Annotated in this window: 21 protein-coding genes; 13 read left to right on the top strand and 8 right to left on the bottom strand. The window is 72.9% G+C overall.

The features are described from left to right. Positions 1-42: 42 nt before the first annotated feature. Complete coding sequence (locus FE251_RS13750) at positions 43-4,080, top strand: immunoglobulin-like domain-containing protein (RefSeq protein WP_168202745.1); 4,038 nt, start codon at positions 43-45, stop codon at positions 4,078-4,080. A 188-nt stretch (positions 4,081-4,268) separates the two neighbouring features. Beyond that, the gene (locus FE251_RS13745) at positions 4,269-4,625 is read left to right on the top strand and encodes a hypothetical protein (RefSeq protein ID WP_139073412.1); all 357 of its coding nucleotides are present in this window, start codon (positions 4,269-4,271) and stop codon (positions 4,623-4,625) included. Positions 4,626-4,697: 72 nt separating this feature from the next. Here FE251_RS13745 and FE251_RS13740 read toward each other — a convergent pair whose 3' ends face one another. The 4 genes from FE251_RS13740 to FE251_RS13725 all read right to left on the bottom strand — a co-directional run bounded on the left by FE251_RS13740 (position 4,698) and on the right by FE251_RS13725 (position 12,787). Then, entirely contained in the window at positions 4,698-6,323 is a 1,626-nt protein-coding gene (locus tag FE251_RS13740; RefSeq protein WP_139949054.1) for a xylulokinase, read from the bottom strand. Between the two features lie 143 nt (positions 6,324-6,466). Beyond that, positions 6,467-10,342 carry an immunoglobulin-like domain-containing protein gene (locus FE251_RS13735; protein WP_139949053.1) on the bottom strand — a complete coding sequence of 1,292 codons (3,876 nt, stop codon included), beginning with the start codon at positions 10,340-10,342 and terminating at the stop codon, positions 6,467-6,469. A gap of 338 nt (positions 10,343-10,680) precedes the next feature. Further along, the gene (locus FE251_RS13730) at positions 10,681-11,352 is read right to left on the bottom strand and encodes a potassium channel family protein (protein ID WP_139073414.1); all 672 of its coding nucleotides are present in this window, start codon (positions 11,350-11,352) and stop codon (positions 10,681-10,683) included. A 43-nt stretch (positions 11,353-11,395) separates the two neighbouring features. Next, on the bottom strand, positions 11,396-12,787 hold the full coding sequence (locus FE251_RS13725) for a TrkH family potassium uptake protein (RefSeq protein WP_139949052.1): 1,392 nt from the start codon (positions 12,785-12,787) through the stop codon (positions 11,396-11,398). 58 nt (positions 12,788-12,845) lie between these two features. Here FE251_RS13725 and FE251_RS13720 point away from each other — a divergent pair, with 58 nt between their 5' ends. The 4 genes from FE251_RS13720 to FE251_RS13705 all read left to right on the top strand — a co-directional run bounded on the left by FE251_RS13720 (position 12,846) and on the right by FE251_RS13705 (position 15,736). After that, entirely contained in the window at positions 12,846-14,015 is a 1,170-nt protein-coding gene (locus FE251_RS13720; protein ID WP_139949051.1) for an acetoin utilization protein AcuC, read from the top strand. 98 nt (positions 14,016-14,113) lie between these two features. Beyond that, entirely contained in the window at positions 14,114-14,323 is a 210-nt protein-coding gene (locus FE251_RS13715) for a helix-turn-helix domain-containing protein (RefSeq protein WP_139073417.1), read from the top strand. 37 nt (positions 14,324-14,360) lie between these two features. Beyond that, on the top strand, positions 14,361-15,530 hold the full coding sequence (locus FE251_RS13710; protein WP_139949050.1) for a glucose-1-phosphate adenylyltransferase family protein: 1,170 nt from the start codon (positions 14,361-14,363) through the stop codon (positions 15,528-15,530). A gap of 107 nt (positions 15,531-15,637) precedes the next feature. Then, positions 15,638-15,736 carry a 30S ribosomal protein bS22 gene (locus FE251_RS13705; protein ID WP_005504750.1) on the top strand — a complete coding sequence of 33 codons (99 nt, stop codon included), beginning with the start codon at positions 15,638-15,640 and terminating at the stop codon, positions 15,734-15,736. A gap of 461 nt (positions 15,737-16,197) precedes the next feature. Here the strand turns inward: FE251_RS13705 and FE251_RS13700 are convergent, their stop codons facing one another. Continuing rightward, a complete protein-coding gene (locus tag FE251_RS13700) occupies positions 16,198-17,004 on the bottom strand; it encodes an HAD family hydrolase (RefSeq protein WP_139071331.1) in 807 nt (268 codons plus the stop codon). A 35-nt stretch (positions 17,005-17,039) separates the two neighbouring features. On the opposite strand from FE251_RS13700, the gene FE251_RS13695 reads away from it, so the two are divergent. Then, a complete protein-coding gene (locus FE251_RS13695; protein WP_230976436.1) occupies positions 17,040-17,282 on the top strand; it encodes a glutaredoxin family protein in 243 nt (80 codons plus the stop codon). A 74-nt stretch (positions 17,283-17,356) separates the two neighbouring features. Here the strand turns inward: FE251_RS13695 and FE251_RS13690 are convergent, their stop codons facing one another. Further along, complete coding sequence (locus tag FE251_RS13690; protein WP_139949049.1) at positions 17,357-17,902, bottom strand: YceI family protein; 546 nt, start codon at positions 17,900-17,902, stop codon at positions 17,357-17,359. Between the two features lie 139 nt (positions 17,903-18,041). Here FE251_RS13690 and FE251_RS13685 point away from each other — a divergent pair, with 139 nt between their 5' ends. From FE251_RS13685 to ccsB, 5 genes are read left to right on the top strand one after another with little or no spacing between them, the layout of a single operon-like run. Further along, complete coding sequence (locus tag FE251_RS13685; RefSeq protein ID WP_139949048.1) at positions 18,042-18,755, top strand: histidine phosphatase family protein; 714 nt, start codon at positions 18,042-18,044, stop codon at positions 18,753-18,755. Next, positions 18,752-19,333, top strand: coding sequence for a TlpA family protein disulfide reductase (locus FE251_RS13680; RefSeq protein ID WP_139949047.1), 582 nt, complete (start codon positions 18,752-18,754; stop codon positions 19,331-19,333). Before FE251_RS13685 ends, FE251_RS13680 begins: the two co-directional genes overlap by 4 nt. Then, positions 19,330-20,139: a cytochrome c biogenesis CcdA family protein gene (locus FE251_RS13675; protein ID WP_139071335.1), complete on the top strand. Its 810-nt coding sequence runs from the start codon at positions 19,330-19,332 to the stop codon at positions 20,137-20,139. Before FE251_RS13680 ends, FE251_RS13675 begins: the two co-directional genes overlap by 4 nt. Next, positions 20,139-21,725: a cytochrome c biogenesis protein ResB gene (resB, locus tag FE251_RS13670; RefSeq protein WP_139949046.1), complete on the top strand. Its 1,587-nt coding sequence runs from the start codon at positions 20,139-20,141 to the stop codon at positions 21,723-21,725. The genes FE251_RS13675 and resB overlap by 1 nt, the downstream gene beginning before the upstream one ends. Further along, positions 21,722-22,675: a c-type cytochrome biogenesis protein CcsB gene (ccsB, locus tag FE251_RS13665; RefSeq protein ID WP_230976435.1), complete on the top strand. Its 954-nt coding sequence runs from the start codon at positions 21,722-21,724 to the stop codon at positions 22,673-22,675. The genes resB and ccsB overlap by 4 nt, the downstream gene beginning before the upstream one ends. 212 nt (positions 22,676-22,887) lie before the next feature. On the opposite strand, the gene FE251_RS13660 is transcribed toward ccsB, so the two are convergent. After that, positions 22,888-23,298, bottom strand: a complete 411-nt coding sequence (locus tag FE251_RS13660; protein WP_139949045.1) for a PLD nuclease N-terminal domain-containing protein — start codon at positions 23,296-23,298, stop codon at positions 22,888-22,890. Between the two features lie 66 nt (positions 23,299-23,364). Here FE251_RS13660 and FE251_RS13655 point away from each other — a divergent pair, with 66 nt between their 5' ends. Beyond that, complete coding sequence (locus FE251_RS13655; protein WP_139949044.1) at positions 23,365-23,658, top strand: DUF4229 domain-containing protein; 294 nt, start codon at positions 23,365-23,367, stop codon at positions 23,656-23,658. Between the two features lie 6 nt (positions 23,659-23,664). Here the strand turns inward: FE251_RS13655 and FE251_RS13650 are convergent, their stop codons facing one another. Then, positions 23,665-24,534 carry a 1,4-dihydroxy-2-naphthoate polyprenyltransferase gene (locus FE251_RS13650; RefSeq protein ID WP_139071339.1) on the bottom strand — a complete coding sequence of 290 codons (870 nt, stop codon included), beginning with the start codon at positions 24,532-24,534 and terminating at the stop codon, positions 23,665-23,667. Positions 24,535-24,570 lie beyond the last annotated feature (36 nt).

Genomic DNA, 24,570 nt, shown 5'->3' with positions numbered 1-24,570 from the left:
CGACGTGCGACGACGCGCGTCCTCCAGAAGGAAGGACAAGCTATGAGACGACGACGACTAGTGGCCGCCGTGGCGACCGCGGCACTCGGAGCGGGCATGCTCGCGGCCGTGCCGGCCGCGACGGCTGCCGAGCCCTCGGCGGACGGGCTCGTGCTGCACTACCCCCTCACGGGGGAGGGCGGCACCACGGCGCAGGACGCGTCCGGCAACGGGCGTGACGGGCAGATCGTCGGCGGTGCCGAGCTCGGCGCCGGCGGCGTCACGCTCGACGGCAGCGACGACCACGTCGTCCTGCCGGACAACATCACCGCGGGCCTGGACGCCATCACGGTGTCCATGGACGTGCTGCTCGAGCCGCCCCACAGCGGCAACTACTTCCTGTTCAACCTCGGCAACCCGGCCGTCGGCACCCCGCAGTCCGGCAACGGCTACCTGTTCGTCACCGACACACCGAACGTCGCCCGGGCCGCGATCTCCCCGGCCGCGTGGGGCGGGGAGCAGAACGTCCTCGGGACCCAGAAGTTCACCCGCGGCGTGTGGCAGCACGTGACCTTCACTCTCGCGGGTGGCACCGGCAGCCTCTACGTCGACGGCGAGCGCGTCGGGCAGAACACCGGGATCACGGTGACCCCCGGGGACATCGGCAACGGCGTGACGACCGCGAACTACATCGGACGCTCCGCCTACGACGCCGACCGCCGGGTGGACGGGAGCATCAAGGACTTCCGCATCTACGACCGGGCGCTGTCGGCGGAGGAGATCAACGCGCTCGTGACCGCGAACGCCGAGGCCTCCCTCGCGCTCGACGCGGAGGGGCTGACCCTCCCCGACCTGGACGCGGTGACGAGCAACCTCGACCTGCCCGCCGCCAGCCCGGGCGGCTCGGCCGTCACCTGGGCGACGTCCGACCCGTCCGTCGTCACCGCCGACGGCGTGATCACGCGCCCGGCAGCGGACGAGGAGCCGGCCACGGCCACCCTCACCGCGACGCTGAGCCAGCGCGGGCTGACTCGTGAGCAGGTCTTCGAGGTCACGGTCCTCCCGCTGCCAGCGGACGAGGCCCGCGCGCAGGCCGCGGCCGACGCGCTCGTCGTCCACGACGTCGACGACGTCCGCGGCAACCTGTACCTCCCCACGAGCGGCACCGACACCGCGACCGTCACCTGGGAGAGCTCGGACCCCGGCGTCATCACCGCCACCGGCGAGGTCTCCCGGCCCGCCGCCGGCGAGGCAGCCGCCGAGGTCGCGCTCACCGCGAGCGTCACCGTCGGCGCGAGCACGGTGACCCGCGTCTTCGACGCCACCGTCCCGCCGCTGCCCGAGGCGCAGCCGTACGAGGGCTACCTCTTCTCCTACTTCCTCGGAGAGGGCCTGGAGCACGGCGAGCAGGTGTACTTCTCGCTCAGCCAGGGCAACGACCCCCTCGCCTACACCACGCTCAACGACGGCGAACCGGTCATGGTGTCGACCAGCGGCGAGATGGGGCTGCGCGACCCGTTCATCATCCGTTCCCCGGAGGGCGACAAGTTCTACCAGATCGCCACCGACCTGCGGATGTGGAACCAGTCGAGCGGGAGCTGGGACCAGGTCCAGCGTCAGGGCAGCCGCAACGTCGTCGTCTGGGAGTCCACGGACCTCGTCAACTGGTCCGAGAGCTGGGTCGCCGAGGTCGCGCCGGAGAACGCCGGCAACGCCTGGGCGCCGGAGATCTTCTACGACGACAGCATCGGTGAGTACGTCGTGTTCTGGGCCTCGAAGCTCTACGCGGAGGACGACCCCGACCACACGGGCGCCGCGCACAACCGGATGATGTACTCCACGACCCGCGACTTCCGGAACTTCAGCGAGCCCGAGATCCTCATCGACACCGGCTCCTCCGTCATCGACACGACGATGATCGAGCACGACGGCGACGTCTACCGCTTCTCGAAGAACGAGGAGAACCGCACCGGCTCGAACCCGGGCGGCAAGCACGTCTTCCAGGAGGTCGGGTCCGGACCGCTCACCGACGACTTCGAGCTCGTGCGCGAGGCGGTCGGCGCCGGCAGCATCAACCAGGGCGAGGGACCCCTCGTCTTCAAGTCGAACACCGAGGACCGCTGGTACCTGTTCATCGACGAGTACGGCGGCCGCGGGTACGTGCCGTTCACGACGACGGACCTCGCGAGCGGGGAGTGGACGATGATCGGCTCGGCCGACTACTCCTTCTCCCAGCGCTACCGGCACGGCACCGTCCTGCCGGTCACCGGCGCGGAGTGGGAGGCGCTCGACAACGCCTACGGCGAGGGCCGGGTCACCGACCAGGAGGCCGTCGAGGCCGCCGCCGCCGCGCTCGCCATCCCGAACGTCGACGACGTCCGCGGCAACATCACCCTCCCGACCGAGGGGGAGGAGGGGACCGCCGTCGTGTGGGCCTCGAGCGACCCGGACGTCATCACGACCGACGGCGTCGTCGCCCGTCCCGCCCACGGGCAGGACCCGGTGACGGTCACGCTCACCGCCACCGTCACCAAGGGGGCGGCGAGCGAGGTGCGGACCTTCGAGGCCGTCGTCGTCCCGCTGCCCGTGCAGGAGGAGCGCGAGGCGTACTTCTTCCCCCACTTCAAGGGGGAGAGCACGGCCGACGGCGAGCAGGTCTACTTCGCCGCGAGCCGTGGCAACAACGCCCTGGACTGGACGCCGCTGAACGACGACGACGTGGTCCTGGAGTCCACACTGGGTGAGCAGGGGCTGCGTGACCCCTTCATCATCCGCTCGCCGGAGGGTGACCGCTTCTACCTCCTCGCCACCGACCTCAAGACCTACCGTCCCGGGCAGGGACCCGACTTCGCGCGGGCCCAGCAGTCCGGCTCGCTCTCGCTCATGATCTGGGAGTCCACCGACCTGGTGACCTGGAGCGAGCAGCGCATGGTCGAGGTCAACACCCCCTACGCCGGGAACACGTGGGCACCGGAGGCGCACTACCTGGAGGACCAGGGGATGTACGCCGTGTACTGGGCCTCCAACCTCTACGACACGACGGACGTCGCCGGGCGCAGCACCTTGGACAGCTACAACCGGATGATGATCTCCTTCACCCGGGACTTCGTGACCTTCACCGAGCCGGAGGTGTGGATCGACATCCGCCGCCAGCCCGGGCGGGGCATGATCGACTCCACGGTCGTGGAGCACGAGGGGACATACTACCGCTTCACCAAGGACGAGCGCAACGACATCATGGAGGTCCTGCTCGAGAAGTCGCCGGACCTGCTGCGCTACCAGGAGGGTGCCGTCGGCACGTCGTGGGAGCTCGTCACCGAGCGGATCGGCTCCGGGGACCCGCTGCGTCACGCCGAGGGACCCACCGCGTTCAGGGCGAACCCCGGTGACGTGAACATCGAGCCCGGCCAGGACACGTGGTTCCTCTTCCAGGACTGGCCGCCGTACGGCGGGGGAGACGGGTACGTCGCGTTCTCCTCCACCGACCTCGACGACGCCGACAGCTGGACGCACGAGCCCGGCCTCAACCTCCGCGCCCGGCACGGCACGGTCCTGCCGATCACGCGTGCCGAGCACGAGCGGCTGCTCCGCGCCTACCAGCCGGACGCGCTCGTGGAGTCGGTCGACACGGTCGAGGTCACCACGCAGGCCGGCGTCGCGCCGGAGCTGCCGGCGACGGTGGGCGTCACCTACGCCGACGGCTCGACCGGTGACCTGCCGGTGACGTGGGAGGAGATCGACCCCGCCTCCTACGCCGCGCCGGGGCAGCTCGAGGTGGCCGGTGAGATCGAGGGCGTGTGGCTCGAGGCGCGTGCGACGGTCACGGTCGAGGCCGCCGGCCCGCACGTCACGGTCGAGGCGGACACGCGGTGCGTGCTCGGCAGGGTGGTGATCACCGCGCGGGTGACCAACGAGGGGGCCGCGCCGGCCGAGGTGGAGATCGCCACCGCCTACGGCACCCGGACGGCCACCGTCGACGGCGGACGGACGAGCTCGTACGCCTTCACCACGCGCCTGGCCCAGGTGCCCGCGGGCGAGGTCGGCGTGACCTCGGCCGGCGCGTCCACCAGCGCGGCCTACGCGGGACGTTCGTGCGGCTGAGCGGACGGTGACGGCTCGGCCTCCTGGTGAACCGGCCAGGGGGCCGAGCCGTACTCGCCACGCACGTCGTCCACGGTCACGACGACCTCCGGAAGGAATTCCCCAGGCGACAGGCGATGGTAAAAATAGTGCGTTAGCGATAACATCGGAATTGGACTGTAGTTCGGGCGGACTCAAAGGACAATGGCATGTCTAAGTCGATCGTTCACGCATTCCGGGCAGCGGCGCTCGGAGTGCTGATCCTGGCGGTGCCGCTCACGGCCACGGCCCAGGAGGCGGAGCCCGGAGGGGCCGACGTCGGGGTCGAGGTCGAGATCACCCCACGCCCTGCCGAGCCGACCACCGAGCCGACCGTGCCGGCGACCCCGCCGGCGACCGACCCCACGACCGCTCCCGGCGTGGCGCCGACGGTCCGGCCGACCACCCCGCCGCCCAGCGGCAGCCTCCAGGAGACCGGCTTCACCGGCCTCCAGGCGCTCGTCGCAGCCGGCGTGCTCGTGCTCGCTGGTGGCGCGGTGCTCGTCCACCGCCGACGCACGGCCTGACCCGCACCCGAACGCCGCGGCGCCGCCCTCCCGAGGGTGCGGCGCCGCGGCGTTCTCGTCGCCCCGTGCTGGTCAGAGCGCTTCGACGGCCGCCGCCTGCACACGCAGCCCCGCGCGGTAGCGCTCGAGGTAGGCCGCGTAGCCGGCGACGTCGGCGGGGTCCGGCTCGACCGTCGTGACCTCCGCGCCCGCGAAGACGCGGGAGTCGAGGTAGGTGCCGAGGTCCGTCTCCGCCGCGGCGTGGAGGTAGGACGCGAGGACGGCGATGCCCCACGCCCCGCCCTCCGATGCGGTCTGCCCGACCGCCACGGGGACCCCGAGGGCTCCGGCGAGCAGCCGCTGCGAGACGCCGGGGGTGCGGAAGATGCCGCCGTGGGCGAGCATGAGGTCGATCTCGACACCCTCGCCGTGGAGCACCTCCATGCCGAGGCTGAGCGTGCCGAACATGCTGTACACCTGCGAGCGGACGAAGTTCGCCAGGCTGAGCTCGCTGTCGGGCGTGCGCACCACCAGGGGGCGCCCCTCGGCGAGACCGGTGATCGGCTCGCCGGCGAGGTAGTTGTAGGACAGCAGGCCGCCGGCGTCGGCGCTGCCGGACAGGGCCTCGCCGAGCATCACCTCGTAGACGGCGTCGGGGGTGAGGTCGAGCCCGGCCGCCGCGGCGAACCGGGTGAACATCGCGGCCCACGCGGCGAGCTCGCTCGCCCCGTTGTTGCAGTGGACCATCGCCACCGCGTCCCCCGCGGGGGTCGTCACGACGTCGAGCTCGTGGTGCGCGCTGCGCAGCGGGCGCTCGAGGACGACCATCGCGAAGATGCTCGTCCCGGCGCTGACGTTGCCCGTGCGCGGGGCCACGGAGTTCGTGGCGACCATGCCCGTGCCGGCGTCGCCCTCGGGCGGGCACAGGGGGATGCCCGCCTGCAGGGTCCCGTTCGGGTCGAGGAGCGCGGCGCCCTCGGTGGTGAGCAGGCCGGCGGACTCGCCCGCGGTGAGCACGGTCGGCAGGAGGTCGAGCACCCGGGCGCCGGGCAGCCGGTCGCCCGCGAGGTCGTCGAGCTGGGTGAGCATCCGGGCGTCGTACGTCCCGGTCGCGGGGTCGATGGGGAACATGCCCGAGGCGTCGCCCACCCCGAGCACCCGGCGACCGGTGAGCCGCCAGTGGACGTAGCCCGCGAGGGTGGTGAGGAACCGGATGTGGGGCACGTGCGGCTCGGCGTCGAGGACCGCCTGGTGGAGGTGGGCCACCGACCACCGCAGGGGGATGTTCACCCCGAACAGCCCGGAGAGCTCGGCGGCGGCCGGGCCGGTGGAGGTGTTGCGCCACGTGCGGAAGGGCACGAGCAGCTCGTCGGCGGCGTCGAACGCGAGGTAGCCGTGCATCATCGCCGAGACGCCGAGGGCGCCGTAGGTCGACGGCCGCAGCCCGTAGCGCCGCTCGACGTCCTCGACCAGCGCGGCGTAGGCCGCCTGCACGCCCGACCACACCGACTCCAGGGAGTAGGTCCACGTCCGGTCGACGAGCTGGTTCTCCCACTCGTGCGAGCCGGCGGCGAGCACCTGCGCGGGCGAGGGCCCGACGAGGCAGGCCTTGATGCGGGTCGAGCCCAGCTCGATGCCCAGCGACGTGCGTCCGCTGAGGATCGCCTCGCGCGTCTCGCTGTCCGTCGCGAGCCGGTCGGCGGTGCCTTGGTACGTCACTGGTCCTCCATCGGATCTGCCGCGTGTTCCGTCGTCATGTTATTGCTCACGCCCCTTCCCACGTGCGACATCCGCCGCGCCGCCCGCGCGGGCACGCGGAAGGGGCGCCCCCGACGGGGACGCCCCTTCCCCTGCACGTGCTGCTAGCCGCAGGACCCGGCGGCGTACGGCGCCTCGACCTGCGTGGTCGTCTGCTCACCGTCGACGACGGCGGAGACGTCCACCGTCACCGTCCCGGCCGGGACGCTCGTGGCCCGGGTGGTGAAGGCGTGGGTGAAGTTGCGCCCCTCCGCCACACCGGTGGCGGACCGGCTGCCCCACGAGGACGTGGCGGTGAGGTCCACCGCGACCTCGCTGCCGTTGGACACCCGCACGGTGACCACGGTGCGTCCGGCCACGCAGCGCGTGTCCGCGGTGGCCGTGACGCCGTCGAGCGGGCTGCCCAGCGGCGCCGTGTCGGAGGACGCGAGGAGGATGTCGTGGCCGAGGAACTCGGCGGTGACCTCCGGCCCCGTCGCGGCCTCGGGCAGCGTCACCTCGGCGACCCCGTCGGTGAGGTGGACCGTCTGTGACCACTCACCCGCGGAGAAGCGGACCTGGCCGCCGGTCTCGAACCCGTCGGCGGCCTCGACCGTCGCGGTGGCGACGCGGCCCTCGACGCTCAGCTCGGTGGTGGTGGCCACGTCGCTGTTCGGGATGCCGCGGATGTCGTTCCACTCGCGCAGCGTGATCGGGATGACCGTGCCGTGCCGCGGGCGCGGCACGCCGGCGTTGGTCATCGTGATCGGCTGGGGGTCCCAGGTGGGCGCCTCGATGTCCTCGCTGCACGCCGCCTGGTAGCCGCCGCCGTTGGTGTACCGGTCGCCCCACAGGTAGAACTGGCCGGGGCACGCGGTGTCACCGGGGTTCGCCTGGAAGAGCACCGGGCCCTCGTAGCCCTGGCCCGCGTCCCACGTCGTGCGCCCGAGCGCCGGGGCGAGCAGCTCCCAGTTGTCGATGTCGCTGTCGAGGAAGTCGGTGTGCTTCTCGGAGAAGAGGTCCGAGCCGGCGTTGCCGGCCTCGTTCTTCGTCACCCGGTAGTAGTAGTCACCGACCTTGAGCGCGGTCGTGTCGATCCGCGACTGCGGGTAGGGGTCCTGCCACACCTGGGGCTCGGAGAAGGTCCGGAAGTCGCGCGTCGTGTTGTACCACATCTGCGCGTTTCCCTGACCGGTGCGGTTGACCGGGTCGTTCCACAGCGACTGCGCCCAGAACACGGCGTAGGCGCCGATCTCCTCGACCCACAGCGACTCCGGTGCGAAGGCGTTGCCCGCGTCCTCCGGGGCCACCTCGACGTGGCGCTGGGGCGTCCAGCTGACGAGGTCGTTGGACTCGAAGACCTCGATGTACTGGGTGTCGTTGATCGCGTAGCCGCCCTGGTCGTACCAGTTGAGGTCGGTGGCGATCATGTAGAACGTGTCCCCGTCGGGGGAGCGGACGATGTGCGGGTCGCGCAGGCCCTGGTCACCCAGCTGGGAGATGAGGGACGGGCGACCACCGGTGAGACCGGTCCAGTCGAGGGCGGTGTTGCCGTTCGACGTCGCGAACATGATCTGCTCGCCGTCGGCGAGGTTCTCCCCCTTGAAGTACCCGAGGAAGTAGCGCTCCATCTCCTCGGTGCGCGGCAGCGACCGGACGGTGAAGGGGAAGGTCTTCGTCTCCGAGGACCCGCCCTTCGTGATCGTGGCCGTGAGCGTGCCCGAGACGTCGGCGTGGCCGTAGGCGGGCCGGGTCACCTCGCCGGTCGGCGTGATGAGGTCGGACGTCGAGGTCCACGTGATCGTCGACCCGAACTCACCCTCGGCCGGGAGCGTGAGGTTGCCGCGGACGTCGTCGGTGTTGTCGACCTCGAGGTCGTAGGCGTCGCGGTCGACGGCGTCGGCGTCGACGAACTCGGCCTTGACGACCACCGGGATCTCCCGGACGGTGACGTCGTAGGCGCCCTTGCGGACGGTGGCCGTCAGCGTCACGGTCGCGTCGGGCTGACCGACGGCGGGCCGGGTGACGCGTCCGGTGACCGCGACGTTCGGGGCGCTCGCCGGCGGGGTGTAGATGTCGACGACGGACGGGTCGGAGGAGGTCCACGTGATCGTGGAGCCGGCGACCGAGCCGAACTCGGGCAGGACGATGTCGCGGACGATGGCCTCGGTGAGGCCGAGGTCGATCGCCTCGGCGTCCGCCCGCACGCCCGTGGAGACCGTCTCGTCGGCGAGCGCGAGGGCCTCGTCCAGGCTCACCGCGCGGTCGTAGACACGGAAGTCCCGGATGGTGCCGCGGAAGGAGTAGTCCTCGGCCACCTGCGAGCGGGCGAGGAAGTTGCAGTTGGTCCCCGAGGCGTGCACTGACGGCGGGGTGGTGAGGTTGGTGGCCTGCGCGTAGCGCACGCCGTCGACGTAGACGATGCCCGTCCACGTCGTGCCGTCCGCGTTGGGCGTCTGGGTGTAGGTCACGTGCTTCCACGCGCCCTCGAGCAGCCGGCCACGGTCCTGCATGAGGTTCTGGTTGCCCACGGCCACCCGGAAGCGCTCACCGGGTCGCGGCGCGGTGTTCGAGGCGTAGATCGAGCCCTGGAGCCCGGCGTCGGCCTCGCAGGTGCCGGTCTTGGAGCCGAGGCTCCACATCTGGTGGTTGCCGACGTTCGCCGGGTCGACCCAGACCTCGTAGTCCACGGTGAGGCTGGTCATCCCCGCCGTGAGGTTGTTCGGGAGGCGGACGTAGCCGCCGGTGAGGGAGTTCTCGTAGGAGTCGGGGTTGAACCGCACACCCTCGCCCGTGAGGCTCACCTTGTCACCGTTGACGAGCTCGGCGTTCGCCGCGCTGCCGGCGCTGCCGGTGTTGGCGAGCACGGTGCCCGCGGTCTCGTCGAGGCGGAAGTGGTGGACGAGGCCCTCGCTGAGCTCCTCGTCGCTGAACGCGACCCGCTCGAGGACGGTGACGGCGAACTCGCGCGAGGTGGTGAGCCCGCGGTGGGCCACCGTCGCGGTGAGGGTCGCCGTCGCGTCCCCGGCGCCCGGCTCGGGGCGGGTGACCCGGCCCGACTCGGTGACGACCGACGGGTCGCTCGTGCTCCAGGTCAGCCCCGGGAAGCTGGGCAGTGTGACGTTCTCCTCGAGCGCGCTGGTGTCCGGCAGGCTGACCGAGTCGATCATCTCGGTGAGGTTCCCGGCGGCGAGGTCGGCCGAGAGCTCGGCGACGTCGGCGGCGGGCAGCGCCGCGGAGTAGATGCGGAAGTCCTTGATGGCGCCGGCGAACTGCGCCGGGCGGCCGGTCGTCGCGTTGGAGCGGCCGATGAAGGCCGACGGTGCGGTGATGTCGCCGGGGCGCACGGTCACCGCCTCGTTGCTGCCCACGAGCACGCCGTTCTCGTAGACGTGCATCGTGCCGGGCGCCTCGGCGGTCCCGCCCTCGATCGTCACGGCGACGTGGGTCCACTCGTTGCGCGGCAGTCCCAGCGGGGCGCCGGCGGTCTGCGCGGTGCCGCCGGGAGCGGCGATGCTCACCTCGTGACGGGCGAAGATCGCGTTGTCGTTGCCGGGTGAGGCGGTGAGGTTGCCGCCGTTCTCCGAGGCGAGCCCGAAGGTGTACATCGGGGCGCCGGGTGCGGTGCCGGCGGCGCGCACGTCGAAGGCGATCGTCACGTCGTCGAGCCCGGTGAGCAGCGAGTCCGGCAGCTTGACGGCGGGCAGGGTGCCGGGGGTGTTGGAGCCGCCGGGGAGGTTGATGCCGCGGCCGGCGCGCCAGGTGGCGGTGCCGGCGCCGTTGTTGACGACCTCGGCGTGCCGGTCGTTGCCCGACGAGTCGGCGACGGCGGTGCCGCTCGTCTCGTCGAGCCGGTAGTGGGCGACGAGGCGCTCGTCGCTCGGCTCGGCGTCGGGCTCCGAGGATGCCGGGACGGCGGCGGCCGCCCCGAGGACCATCGTCAGGGCCGCGACCGCCCCGACTGTCCTGAGGCGCGTGCGTGTGTGTGGTCTGGGTGACATGGACCCTCCTCGGTCCGGTCGCGACGACGGTGCCGCGACTGCGTGCGTGGGTGGTGGCAGGTGGGCGGAGGTGGCGGGCGCTGCCGGCTCCGTCCGTGTGCCGGACGACGAACCTCGACCTCCTTTCCCTCGTGCGGCCGGGGATGGGGCGGCCCGGCACCCGCGAGGGGACTCATCTGCCAGCGTCATCGCCGTGAGGCCGCTCGACCGGTGCGAGGCAGACACGACGTCCGCGTGCCCGACTGTCCAGTGGTGTCGTCAACACCACGAGGTTAGCGCTCACATGGAACGGCGGTCAAGCGTGCTGGGCCGCTCGCGAGGGTGGGTGGGCAGGCCGCTCAGGGGCGGGCGGCGAACGCCTCGAGCAGGCCGGAGTCACCCGAGACGATGATCGTGTCGCCCGGGTTGATCCGCGTCTCCTCCGAGGCGTACTCGAACGCCTCGCCGGGCGACTTCACCCCGAGCACCGTGACGCCGTAGCGCTGGCGGATCCGCGACTCACCGATGGTGAACCCGTAGGTCTCCTTCGGCGGGCGCATCTTGACGATGGTGAAGCCGTCCTCCATCTCGATGTAGTCGAGCATCCGCCCGGTGACCATGTGGGCCACCCGCTGCCCGGCGTCGTGCTCGGGGTAGACGACGTGGTGGGCCCCGATGCGCCGCAGGATGCGCCCGTGCTCGGCGGACGTCGCCTTGGCCCAGATCTGTGGCACCTCGAGGTCGACGAGGTTCGCCGTGATGAGCACGCTCGCCTCCAGCGAGGTGCCCACGCCGACGACGGCCACCGGGAACTCCTGCGCCCCGAGCTGCTCGAGCGCGTCGGGGTTGGACGCGTCCGCCTCGATGATCGGCACCCGCCCGGACCACTGGGACACGAGGTGCTCGTCCTTCTCCACGGCGAGGACCTCGCGCCCGAGGTCCTCGAGCGTCGCCGCGAGCGCCCCGCCGAACCGGCCGAGGCCGATCACGAGCACGGCGCTCGCGCGCGGGGCGTTGTTCCGTTGCGGCATGTGCCACCTACCTCTCCGAGGACGTGTCCCCAGTGTGCCGCGCTCAGCCGACGATCGGCGGCTCGGACGGCATGCGGATGACGCGGCGGCGCTGGCGCAGGGCGAGCGCACCGGCGAGCGTCATCGTGCCCAGACGCCCGGCGAACATCAGCGCCGCGAGCACGTACTTGCCCACGTCCGGCAGGTCGGGGGTGATGCCGGTGCTCAGCCCGACGGTCGCGAAGGCGGAGATGGTCTCGAAGAGCACGAGCTCGAGGTGGTAGTCGGTGAAGGTGAGGAGCAGGAGCGTGCCGCCGCCGACGAGCGTGGCCCCGAGGAACGCGACGGCCACGGCGAGGCGCACCGTCGTCGTCCCCACGCGCCGGCCGAAGGCCTCGGCGTCGCGGTCACCGCGCGCCTCGGCGACGATCGCCAGGACGAGGACGGCGAACGTCGTCACCTTGATGCCACCGGCGGTGGACGCCGACCCGCCACCGACGAACATGAGGGCGTCCTGCATGAACCACGTCGTGTCGTTCATGTGGCCGACGTCGACCGTGCTCAGCCCGGAGGAGCGGGAGTTGACGCCGGCGAGCATCGAGGTGAGCACCCGGTCGGCCACCGGCAGGCCGCCGAGGGTGGCGGCGTTGCGCCACTCGAAGAGCGCGAAGCCGAGCGAGCCGACGACGGCGAGGATCGAGTAGGTGACGACGGTGAGCTTGGTGTGCAGCGACAGCCGCCGCCCCCGGCGCACGCGCTCGGCGACGTTGAGGATGACGGGGAAGCCGAGCGCGCCGATCCCGCCGCCGACGATGATCGGCAGGCACAGCCACCAGTCGCCGACGAACGGCTCGAGCCCCTTGTCGAGGATGACGAACCCGGCGTTGTTGAAGATCGACAGCGCCATGAACAGCGCGTCCCACAGGGCCTGCCCGAGCGAGTGCCCGAGGGCGAGGAAGCGCGGGACGAGGACGAGGAAGATCGCGAGCTCGATGGTGAGCGAGGCGACGATGACCGCCCGCACGAGCGTGCCGACCTCGCCCAGCCGCGTCGTGCGGGTCTCGGAGGCGGTGAGGAGGCGCTGGGTGAGGTTGATGCGGCGGGAGACGGCCAGGCCGAGGATCGAGGCCAGCGTCATGACGCCGAGGCCGCCGATCTTGACGCCGATGATGATCACCGCCTGCCCGAAGACGGACCAGTAGGTCGCGGTCGAGACGGTCGTCAGCCCGGTGACGCAGACGGCGGAGACGGCGGTGAACAGGGCATCGACGAAGGGGGCGCGCTGCCCGTCCACGGTCGCCGCCGGCAGCGAGAGCAGCGCGGTGACGACCGCGATGATCCCGGCGAAGACGATGAGCGCCAGCCGCGCGGGTGACTGCCGCGCGACGTGGTCGACCGCGTCGCGCAGCGCGCCCAGTGGCCGACTCGGCCGCAGTGGTCCGGTGCCTGCGCTCACGCGCTCACCTTGCCAGACGCCGGGCCGCCCGGCGCAGCACGCGCGCTACCGTGACCCAATGCCCAAGCCCCTGCTCCCGTGGAGCGAGGACCTGCTGGAGTACGACTTCGGCGCGGGCCACCCGATGGCCCCCCTCCGGCTCTCCCTCACCCACCGGCTGATCGCGGACCTCGGGCTCCTCGACTCCTTCGCCGTCGAGCCGGTCGCGCTCGCCGAGGACGCCGACCTGCTGCGGGTCCACGAGGCCGACTACCTCGCGGCCGTCCGGGCGGCCGGTGAGGGGCGGCCCGACCCCGCGCGCGGGCTCGGCGGGGACGACAACCCCCTCTTCGGGCGGATCCACGAGGCCGGTGCGCGCATCGCCGGCTCCACCCTCGCCGCCGCGACGGCGGTGTGGGAGGGTCGTGCACCGCGAGCCCTCAGCCTCGCGGGCGGGATGCATCACGCGATGCCCGGACGCGCCTCCGGCTTCTGCATCTACAACGACGCCGCCGTGGCGCTGGCCGCGGTCCTCGCTGCGGGCGCCGAGCGCGTCGCCTACGTCGACCTCGACGCCCACCACGGCGACGGCGTCGAGCGCACCTTCTGGGACGACGACCGCGTGCTGACGATCTCCGTGCACCAGCACCCCGGCACCCTCTTCCCCGGCACCGGCTACGCCCAGGACATCGGCGGGCCCGCGGCCCGCGGTACCGCGGTCAACGTCGCGCTGCCGCCCGGCACCGGGGACGCGGCCTGGCTGCGGGTGCTCGACGGCGTCGTCGGCCCGCTCGTCGAGGACTTCGCCCCGCAGCTCCTCCTCACCCAGCACGGCTGCGACTCCCACGCGCTCGACCCGCTGGCCGGGCTCGCGGTGTCCGTCGACGCCCAGCGCAGCGCGGCCCTCCTCATGGCCGAGCTCGCCGAGGCCCACGCCGGCGGGCGGTGGGTGGCCACCGGCGGCGGCGGGTACGAGGTGGTCAGCGTCGTGCCGCGCGTGTGGGCGCACCTCGCCGCCGTCGTCGCGGGACACCCGCTCGACCTCTCGACCCCGGTGCCGGCGGTGTGGCGCGAGACCGTCGCCGAGCTCGTCGACGTCGAGGTGCCGGAGACCATGGGCGAGGGTGCCGCCACCTCCTTCCGCCCGTGGACGGCGGGTTACGACCCGGACGACGAGGTCGACCGCGCCGTCATGGCCACCCGGGGGGCCGTCTTCCCGCACCACGGCCTCGATCCGCAGCCCTGGTGAGAGGGCCCGGACCGTTTCCCAAAACCGGCGTGAGGCTCTAGAGTTCGAGCAGAATCTCGGGCGCGCTGGCGCCGTCAACACGACACGGGTAGGTGGACATGGCCGAGCAGCGGGCACCGCGGTTCCTCACGGTCGCCGAGGTCGCCGAGCTCCTCCGCGTGTCGAAGATGACCGTCTACCGCATGGTCCACGCCGGCGACATCCCCGCCGTGCGCGTCGGGCGCTCCTTCCGCGTGCCGCAGCACGCCGTCGAGGAGATGCTCAACAGCGGCGTCGGCGACTGGGCACCGGAGTCCCAGGCGCGCTGAGCGAGCGCCGTCGCCGTCTGCGCGAGACGATCACGCGATGGCTCAACCACGCACGCTCCTCATCGTCCTCGCCGGTGGCGCGGGCTCCCGTCTGGAGACGCTCACCGAGCACCGCGCCAAGCCCGCACTGCGCTTCGGCGGAAGCCACCGGCTCATCGACTTCCCCCTGTCGAACGCCGCGAACAGCGGCATCGACGACGTGTGGGTGGTCGAGCAGTTCGAGCCGGAGTCGGTGACCGAGCACCTCGCGGGCGGGCGTCCGTGGGACCTGGACCGCTCGCGGGGCGGGCTCATGGTGCTCGGTCCGCACCGCGGTGACGACCGCGAGGGTTGGCACGCCGGGACCGCCGACGCCCTGTGGCGCAAGGCCGGCCGGATCCGCGACCACGACCCCGACGTCGTCCTCGTCGCCTCCGCCGACGCCGTCTACCGCATGGACTACGCCGACGTCATCGCCCACCACCTCGACAGCGACGCCGACGTCACGATGGTGACGACCCGGCACGACGGGGACGTCACCCGCTACGGCGTCGTCGTCGCCGAGGGCGGGCGCATCGTGCGCTACGAGCTCAAGCCGGACGACCCGCCCTCCGACCTCGTGACCACGGAGGTCTTCGCCTTCACGCCCGCCGCGCTCCTCGGGGCGCTGGAGGCCGTGGTGAAGGAGAAGGGGGAGGACGCGCTCGGAGACCTCGGGGAGGAGGTGCTGCCCGCCCTCGTCGAGCGCGGGGCCGCCGTGGAGCTCCGGCACACCGGCTACTGGCAGGACGTCGGCACCGTCGACGCCTACTGGCGCGCGCACATGGAGTTCCTCGAGCAGCCGCCCTTCGACCTCGACGACCAGCGCTGGCCGATCCGCACCCGGGCGCTGCGCCACCTCGGTGCGCGCGTCCACGCCAAGGGCGAGGTGGCCGACTCGCTGCTCGCCTCCGGCGTCGTCGTCGAGGGGACGGTGCGGCGCAGCGTGCTCGGCCCGGGCGTGCAGGTCGCGCCCGGCGCGGAGGTCCTCGACTCGGTGCTCCTGGACGACGTGCGCATCGGGCCGGGAGCGCGCGTCGTGCGCACCGTCGTGGACGAGGCCGCCCGCGTGCGCGGCCGGGCGGAGATCGGCGGCGACGGGTCGGGGGACGAGGTCACGCTCGTCGCCGCGCGCAGCGTCGTCCACCCGCGAAAGCGCATCGCCGCGGGTGGCCGTTACCCCGAGTGACGACCGCCGCAACGCGCTCCGCCGCTCGAGACGCTAGACTCGGCCTGTTCTGCGTAGAGCCACGTGCTGTGCGCACCTGCCGACTCGACCAAGCACTGCGAGGTTCCATGGGCTCTGTCATCAAGAAGCGCCGCAAGCGTATGTCGAAGAAGAAGCACCGCAAGCTGCTTCGCAAGACCCGTCACCAGCGCCGCAACAAGAAGTGAGCGAGCGCAACTGACGCCCCCAGGCCCGGCATCCGCCGGGCCTGGCGCGTCTCCGGGGTCTCGCCTTCCCCACGCCCCCACACCCCCTCCCGCGACAGCCGACTTCCGCGCGACAGCCGACTTCCGTGCGTCGTCATCGTCTGGGACGCACTTTTGCGGCGCGATGGCGTGCTGCAGGGGGTGTCCGTGGGCTGCAGGGGGTGTCCCAGAGGGGGAGGCGGGCGCCCTGGGGCCGGGCCCCCCGCGCCCCCGGGCCCACCCCCTCCCGCGACAGCCGACTCCCGCGCGACAGCCGACTTCCTGCGTCGTCATCGTCTGGGACGCACTTTTGCGGCGCGATGGCGTGCTGCGGGGGGTGTCCGTGGGCTGCAGGGGGTGTCCCAGAGGGGGAGGCGGCGGGCGACGGGCGACGGCGACGCTGGGGGCAGCGGCCGGGCCCCGGCCACGGAGCCCGCGGCGGGTCAGCGGCCGGTGAGGCGACGGCGCAGGCCGCGGACGACGGCGCTCGCCGCCCACACAGCGCCGGCCCAGCCCGCGCTGCGCACGCCGGTGCGTACGCCGCGCTTGACGTCCCGGCGACGACGGCGGAAGTCGCGGACCGGCCAGCCGACCTCGGCGGCGTACAGCCGCATCCGAGGCTCGGGGTTGATCGCGCACGCCGAGCCGACGACGGTGAGGAGCGGGATGTCGTTGACCGAATCGCCGTAGGCGTGGCTGCGCGCGAGGTCGATGCCACGCTCCTCGGCGAGGCGCAGCACGGTGGCCTTCTTGCCCTCGCCGTGGAGCATGTTGCCGCGCAGCTCGCCGGTGTAGACGCCGTCCTCGTGCTCGGCGATCGTGCCCAGGGCGCCGGTCGCCCCGAGCCGCCCGGCGATGAGGTCGGCGACCTCCACGGGCGTCGCGCTGACGAACCACACCTCGTGTCCGGCGGCGAGGTGCTCGTCGATGAGCGCCCGGGCGCCGGGGAAGATCCGGTTGGCGAGGACCTGGTCGTAGACCTCCTCGCCGATCGACACGACCTCCGCCACGGTGCGCCCGCGGACGATGCGCAGGGCCCGCGCGCGGGTGGCCGCGATGCGCCGCAGGTCCTCCCCGAAGAGCAGGTAGAGCACCGAGTGGCGGGCGAAGAAGGCGATGTCGCGCAGCCCGAAGAAGTCGCGGCGGTAGAGCTCGCCGGCGAGGTGGTAGGCGCTGGCGCCACGGATGATCGTGTTGTCGATGTCGAAGAACGCGGCCACGGTGCCGGGCTCGTCGGGGTTGGCATCCACGCCCCCACACTAGGGGCCGGGCCTAGGATCGGCTCGTGCCCGACTCCAGAGTGGTCCTCTACTCCCGCCAAGGCTGCCACCTGTGCGACGAGGCGCGCCGCGTCGTCGTCGCCGAGTGCGACCGTGCCCGGACGGGGTTCGACGAGGTCGACGTCGACGCAGACCCGCAGCTGCAGGCCCGTTACGGGGAGTACGTGCCCGTCGTCGAGGTCGACGGCACGGTGCAGGGCTTCTGGCAGATCGACCCCGCGCGCGTCCGGGAGGCGCTCACGGGGTAGGCGGCGACGGCCGGGAGTGCCGGCCGCCGCCGCCGAGTCGCGGCTCGGGAGCCGCGACGGTCAGGCCGCGAAGGTCAGGCCGCGACGGTCGCGACGATGGCCGAGACCTCCATGGCGATGCGGATCTTGTCGCCGACGAGGACGCCGCCGGTCTCCAGGGCCGCGTTCCAGGTGAGGCCGAACTCCTTGCGGGAGACCTCGGTGGTGGCGGAGAAGCCGACGCGCTGGTTGCCGAACGGGTCGGTCGCCGCGCCGTTGTACTCCACCGCGAGTGTGGCCGGCCTGGTCACGCCGTTGATGGTGAGGTCACCGTTGACGGTGAACTCCTCGCCCGTGCCCTCGACGCCGGTGCTGACGAAGGTCCAGGTCGGCTGGTTCTCGGCGTCCCAGAAGTCCGCGCTGCGCAGGTGGTTGTCGCGGTTCGCGTCGCGGGTGTCGACGGAGGCGGACTGGATCTCGACGGCGACGCGGGACTGGGGGAAGTCCTCCGCGACGACGATCTCGCCGGAGAACTCGGTGAACTGACCGCGGACCTTGGCGATTCCGGCGTGGCGGACGGTGAAGCCGATCTCGGAGTGCGAGGGGTCGATGGTGTAGGTGCCCGGTGCGGGGATGGTCATGGGATCTCCTTGGGTGATGGCCATTAGTTGATGCTTCAACCATAGGTCGGGGAGACGGCGTGCGCAACCCGGCGACGCGTGTGGCCTGCCGCACGCCCGAGCGGATCGGGGAAGTCCCGGAGTTTGCGACACTAGGCACATGTCGCGAACCACGGTCCACCTCCTGCGGCACGGCGAGGTCCACAACCCCGATGGTGTGCTCTACGGCCGCCTCGAGGGCTACCGGCTCTCCGACCGCGGCCGGCTCATGGCGCAGCGCGTCGCGGACGTGCTCCACGGCAACGGCCACGACATCCGGCTCGTCGTCGCCTCCCCCCTGCAGCGCGCCCAGGAGACCGCCCGGCCCACGGCCGGCGCCTTCGGGCTGGACGTCGGCACCGACGAGCGGCTCATCGAGGCGGGCAACACCTTCGAGGGGACGACCGTGGGGTCCCAGCGGGCCGCCCTCGCCAGCCCTCGGTACTGGCCCCGCTACGTCAACCCCTTCCGTCCGAGCTGGGGCGAGCCCTACCGCGACCAGGTCGCCCGGATGACCGCGGCGGTCGGCGACGCCCGCCGCCGCCTGGAGGCCGAGGGTGGGGGAGAGGCGCTCCTCGTGAGCCACCAGCTCCCGATCTGGGTCACCCGCCTCTTCCTCGAGCGCCGCCCCCTGTGGCACGACCCGCGCAAGCGCCAGTGCTCCCTCACCTCCCTCACCTCCCTCACCTTCGCCGGGCCCCGGCTCGTCGGGCTCGACTACTGGGAGCCCGCCGCGGACCTCGTAGCGGGCGCCCTCGACCTGCTCCCCGGGTCCTCCGGTGCCGCGGTGCCGCGTGCCGCCCAGGACGGCCCCCGTGGAGAGGCGCAGGAGTGAGGAGGTCCGCCCGGGTCCTGGCCGCCCTCGCCCTGACCGCGGCGCTCGCCGCGTGCGGCACGAGCAGCGACACCACGGCCGACACCACCGGCGCCGGCTACCAGGCCGGTGACGGCTCGTGGACGGTGTGGGAGCAGGGGGAGCGCGGTGAGCCCGTCGAGCTCACCGGGACGACCTACGAGGGCGAGGAGGTCGACCTCGCAGGCTGGCGCGGCGACGTCGTCGTCCTCAACTTCTGGTACGCCGCCTGCCCGCCCTGCCGGGCCGAGGCGGACGACCTCGCCGCGATCCACGCGGACTACGCCGACGAGGGCGTGGAGATGCTCGGGATCAACCCCCGCGACGACGCCGCCACCGCCCAGGCCTTCGAGCGCAGCTTCGCCGTCCCCTACCCGAGCCTCCACGACGAGGCCGCCCGCGGTGTCGCCGCACTCCAGGGCGTCGTCCCGCTCCGGGCGATGCCGACGACGGTCGTGCTCGACGCCGAGGGCCGGGTCGCCGGGCGGGTGCTCGGCCAGATCGACCCGGCCGTCGTGCGGGGGATGGTCGAGGACGCCCTGGCCGAGGCGGCCCGATGAGCTGGGACTCCATCGCCCAGTCCTTCCAGGCGACCGTGCTCAGCGGCTCGCTGCTCGCCGCCCTGCCCGTGGCGGTCGTCGCCGGTGCGGTGTCCTTCGCCTCGCCGTGCGTCCTGCCGCTCGTGCCCGGCTACGTCGGCTACCTCGGCGGCATGACCGGCACGCTGGGCCAGGCTCCGTCGGGCGCCGCCCGCCGCGGGAGCGCCACGGCCACCCGGACCTCCACCGGCCAGGGCCGTCTCCTCCTCGGCGTGCTGCTCTTCGTCCTCGGCTTCAGCGCCGTGTTCGTCCTCCTCGGGGTGGTCTTCGGCGCGCTCGGCGTCGCGCTCGAGCCCTGGCTCGACGTCATCATCCGCGTGCTCGGCGTCGTCGTCATCCTCATGGGCCTGGCGTTCATGGGCGCCGTGCCGTTCCTCCAGCGGGAGCGCAGGCTGCACGTGAGCCCCCGCGCCGGGCTGTGGGGCGCCCCGGTCCTCGGGGTGGTCTTCGGTCTGGGCTGGGCGCCGTGCATCGGCCCGACGCTCTCTGCGGTCCTCCTCCTGTCCCTCGACGGCGGCGACCCCGCCCGCGGCGCCCTGCTCGCCGCGGCGTACTGCCTGGGGCTGGGCCTGCCCTTCGTCGTCATCGCGCTGCTCTACTCGCGCACGACCCGGGCGACCGCCTTCCTGCGCCGCCACCGGGTGACGATCATGCGCATCGGGGGCGGGCTGCTCGTGCTCGTCGGCCTCGCGCTCGTCACCGGCCTGTGGGACCACTTCGCGGGCTGGGTGCAGGGCCTGGTCGCCGACTACGTGACGGTGGTGTGATGTCCTACCGACCGGAGGGCCTGCGGACCCTCGACGACGAGCAGGAGAGCCCGCAGCCCGCGGCGCCCGCCGGCATCGGCGTGCGCGGCTGGCTGCGCTGGGCCTGGCGTCAGCTCACCTCGATGCGCGTGGCGCTGCTCCTGCTCATGCTCCTCGCGCTCGCCGCGCTGCCGGGCGCCTTCTTCCCCCAGACCCCCCAGGACGCCGGGGCCGTGGCCCGCTACCGCGCCGACCAGCCCGGGCTCGCCGTCTGGCTGGACCGCCTCGGCCTGTTCGACGTCTACGCCTCCCCGTGGTTCGCCGCGATCTACCTCCTGCTCTTCGTCTCGCTCATCGGCTGCATCCTGCCCCGCACGAGGACGCACCTCGCCGCGATGCGCGCCGCGCCCACGCGCGTCCCGCGGCGCCTGCGCCGCTTCCCGGTGCACGCCACGCACGAGACCGCTGCCTCCCCCGAGGAGGTCACCGCGGCCGTGCGCGCGGCCCTCGGCCGGCGGTTCCGGGTCGCGACCACCCCCGACGGCGTGAGCGCCGAGCGCGGGTACCTGCGGGAGACCGGCAACATCGTCTTCCACCTGTCGCTCGTCGGCGTGCTCATCGCCCTGGGTCTGGGGCAGGTGCTCAGCTACCGCGGACAGGCCGTCGTCGTCGAGGACCGGTCCTTCGCCAACGCGCTGGTCGACTACGACACCTTCACCTCCGGCTCGCTCGTCGACGAGGACCGGCTCGACCCGTTCGTCCTCACCCTGCAGGAGATGACCTCGGAGTTCACCGTGGACGCCCAGGCGCGCGACTTCGCCGCCCACGTGGCGATCACCGAGCCCGACGGCGAGGTCCGCGAGGACGTCATCCGGGTGAACCACCCGGTCGAGGCGTCGGGCGCGAACATCTACCTCGCCGGCAACGGGTTCGCCCCCCACCTCACCGTGCGCGACGCCGAGGGGGAGGTCGCCTTCTCCCAGCCGGTGCCCTTCCTCCCGGAGGACGACTTCTACACCTCGCGCGGCGTCGTCAAGGTCCCCGACGTCTCCCCGGGCCTGGAGCAGCTCGGCTTCACCGGCTACCTCCTGCCCACCGCCGTCGTCGACGAGGTCGGGGTCCGCTCGGTGCACCCCCAGCCCAACGCCCCGCTCATCGTCCTGGACGTCTACACCGGCGACCTGGGCCTGGACGACGGCGTCCCGCAGAACGTCTACGAGCTCGACACCACCGGGCTCACCCAGCTCACCGACGAGGAGGGTGAGGTCAAGATCCTCCTCGAGCCCGGCCAGGAGGTGGAGCTGCCCGACGGCCTGGGCACGATCTCCTTCGACTCCCTGCCCCGGTTCGCCGCCCTCGACGTGCGCTACGACCCCTCGCTCACCCTGCTCCTCGTCTCCGCGCTGCTCGCGATGGCCGGGCTGTCGGCCTCGCTGTTCGTCCCACGCCGCCGGCTGTGGGTCAAGGTCGGCGCCGGTGAGGGGGGCCGTACAGTGGTCGAGGCGGCGGCGCTCGCCCGGGGTGACGACCCGGGCCTGGAGAAGGAGCTCGAGCACGTCATGACAGCAGTCCGGGCCGCGGGGCCCACTTCACAGGAGGACAAGTGAACGACCTCGGCCAGCTGAGCCTGTTGGCGATCTACGGCGCGATGGCGGCCTACGCCGTCGCGATGATCGCCTTCGGCGTCGACCTGTCCGCCCTGCGCGACCGCGGCCCGGAGGGGCGGCCCCGCCGCGCCGCCGCGATCGCGATGACGACGACGGTCCTGGGCGTGGTCCTCCACGCCGTCGGCGTCGTGACGCGCGGGATCGCCGCGGGGCGCGTGCCGTGGGCGAACATGTACGAGTTCACGATCGTCTTCACGCTCGTCGCGGTGGGGACGTTCCTCCTCATCCAGCGCTGGCGCGACCTGCGCTACCTCGGCGCCCTCGTCATCACCCCGACCCTGCTGGCCCTCGGTCTGGCGGTCTCGGTCCTGTACATCGCGGCCGACGGCGTGCGCCCGGCCCTCGACCACTACTGGCTGGTCATCCACGTCTCCGTGGCGACGATGGCGATCGGCGTCTTCGCCGTCGCCGCTGCGCTGTCGGTGGTCCAGCTGGTCAAGGAGCGCGGCGAGCGCGCCTCCGCGCAGCAGCGCGAGCCCGCCGTCGCGCTGGCCGGCGGGTCCGGCGGCACCGAGGTGGACGTCGCCCCCGCACAGGAGACCGACCGCGGCTTCTGGGGCCGCCTCGGTGACTCCCTGCCGAGCTCGGCCGAGCTCGAGCGGTTCGCCTACCGGCTCAACGCCGTCGCCTTCCTCCTGTGGACCTTCACCCTCATCGCCGGGGCCATCTGGGCCGAGCACGCCTGGGGCCGCCCGTGGGGCTGGGACCCCAAGGAGGTCGGCACCTTCGTCGTCTGGGTCGTCTACGCGGCCTACCTCCACGCCCGCGCGACTCGCGGGTGGGACGGACGCAAGGCGGCCTACCTCGGGCTGTCCGGCTTCGCACTCGTGCTCGTCAACTACTTCGGCGTCAACCTCCTCGCGGACACCATCCACGGCTACGCGTTCTGAGGACGGCCGAAGGCGCGGCCCCGGCGCGGATGCCGGGGCCGCGCCTTCGTCGTCGGTGGAGCCGCGGGGCACGGTGTGGTGGGCCGCGCGGTGCGCGTGCCGGGGGGCGCGGTAGGGGCGCCGTGGGACGTGCGGGCGTCCGCGCCGCCGTCGTCGCGGGCGGAGGGGTGCCGGCCTCGTGGCCGGCAGAGCTCACGCCGCGAGCGTCTGGATCAGCTGCGCGGGGAGGGGTCCTCGTCCTGCGGGCCGGCGTCGGGCTCCGGGGCGTCCTCGCCCGCCGTGGCCTCGGGCTCCGTGGGGAGCTCGGGCTCCGGGCGCCCGAGGGAGGCGAGGAAGTCGGGGTCGTCGTCCGGGGCCAGCGGGCGGGATGCCGGTCCGCGCGAGGCAGAGGGGTGGGACTGGCCGCCACCGAAGAGCGGGCGCCCGGGGGTGCGCTGGCCCTGGCGGGCCACCCGGCTGACGACGAGCCAGGCGATGGCGCCGACGCCGGGGAACACGATGATGAGGATCACCCACACGGCCTTCGGCAGACCGACGGGCATGTCGGAGTCGTCGGAGCGTACGCAGTCGACCAGCGCGTACACGACGAGTGCGAGGGTGAGGATGACAGGGAGGAATCGCATATCGGCACCAGCCTAAGCGCTTCGCGTGCGGATCAGTACTGCTGGCGGGCGACGTAGGCTCTTCTCGTGCCGATCCTGCGATACACCCTCCTGCGGCTCGTCGTCCTCGCCGCTGTCCTCGGAGTGCTGTGGCTGGTGGGGATGCGCGGCTGGCTGCTGCTCGCCGTCGCGTTCCTCGTCGCCGCGCTCGTGTCGTTCCTCGTCCTGCCGCGCCAGGCGAACGACGCGGCCGCCGTCATCGCGCGGCGCCGCGGCGGACGGACCGGGGCGATGGACGCGGCGATCGCGCAGGACGCCGCCGAGGAGGACGCCCTCCTCGACCGCGAGCACCGCGAGGACAGCGACGGCCCGCGCGGCTGAACCGGCTCAGAGAGCCAGCCCGGCCCCCAGCAGCAGGCCGTAGCCGAGCTCGATGAGCCCGGTGTCGCGCAGCACGACGATGAGCTCGCGGCCCTGCGCCCCGCCGAGGACCCGCCGCGCGGCGATCACGACGCCGGGTACGACGGCGAGCGTGAGGAGCGCGAGCGGGTGGGCGAGGGCGACCACGAGGGCGAGCACGACGGGCAGGGCGATCATCGCGACGTAGACCCGGCGGGCGGCCGTGTCGCCCAGCCGCACGGCGAGCGTGCGCTTGCCGGTGACGGTGTCCGTCGGGATGTCGCGGATGTTGTTCACCATGAGCAGCGCGCACGCGATGAGCCCGATCCCCACGGCGCCGGCGACGGCGGGCCACGAGAGCCGCAGCGCCTGGGTCCAGGTCGTGCCGAGGGTGGCGACGAGCCCGAAGAAGACGAAGACGCCGACCTCGCCGAGGCCGCGGTACCCGTAGGGGTTGCGCCCGCCGGTGTAGTACCAGGCCGCGAGGACGCACAGGGCGCCGACGCCGAGGAGCCACCACGTCCCGGCCACGGCGCACAGGAGGAGACCGAGGACCGCGGCGACCCCGAAGGAGGCGAACGCGGCGGCCTTGACCGTGCCCGGCCGGGCGGCGCCCGAGCCCGTCAGCCGCGGCGGGCCGGTGCGCACGTCGTCGGTGCCGCGCACGCCGTCGGAGTAGTCGTTGGCGTAGTTCACCCCGATCTGGAGGGCGAGGGCGACGCCCGCGGCGAGCAGGGCGCGGACGACCGAGCCCTCACCCAGCGCGTAGGCGGCGCCGGTGCCGACGAGGACGGGGGCGGCGGCGGCCGGGAGGGTGCGGATCCGGGCGCCTTCCACCCAGTCGGCGAACGTGGCCATGGAGCTCCTTGGTGCGAGGGACGGCGTCCAGCGTAG

Origin of the sequence: Georgenia wutianyii, assembly GCF_006349365.1 — a bacterium.
In the GTDB taxonomy this organism is placed as follows: Bacteria; Actinomycetota; Actinomycetes; order Actinomycetales; family Actinomycetaceae; genus Oceanitalea; species Oceanitalea wutianyii.
This window is presented reverse-complemented; position numbering and strand designations above follow the sequence as displayed.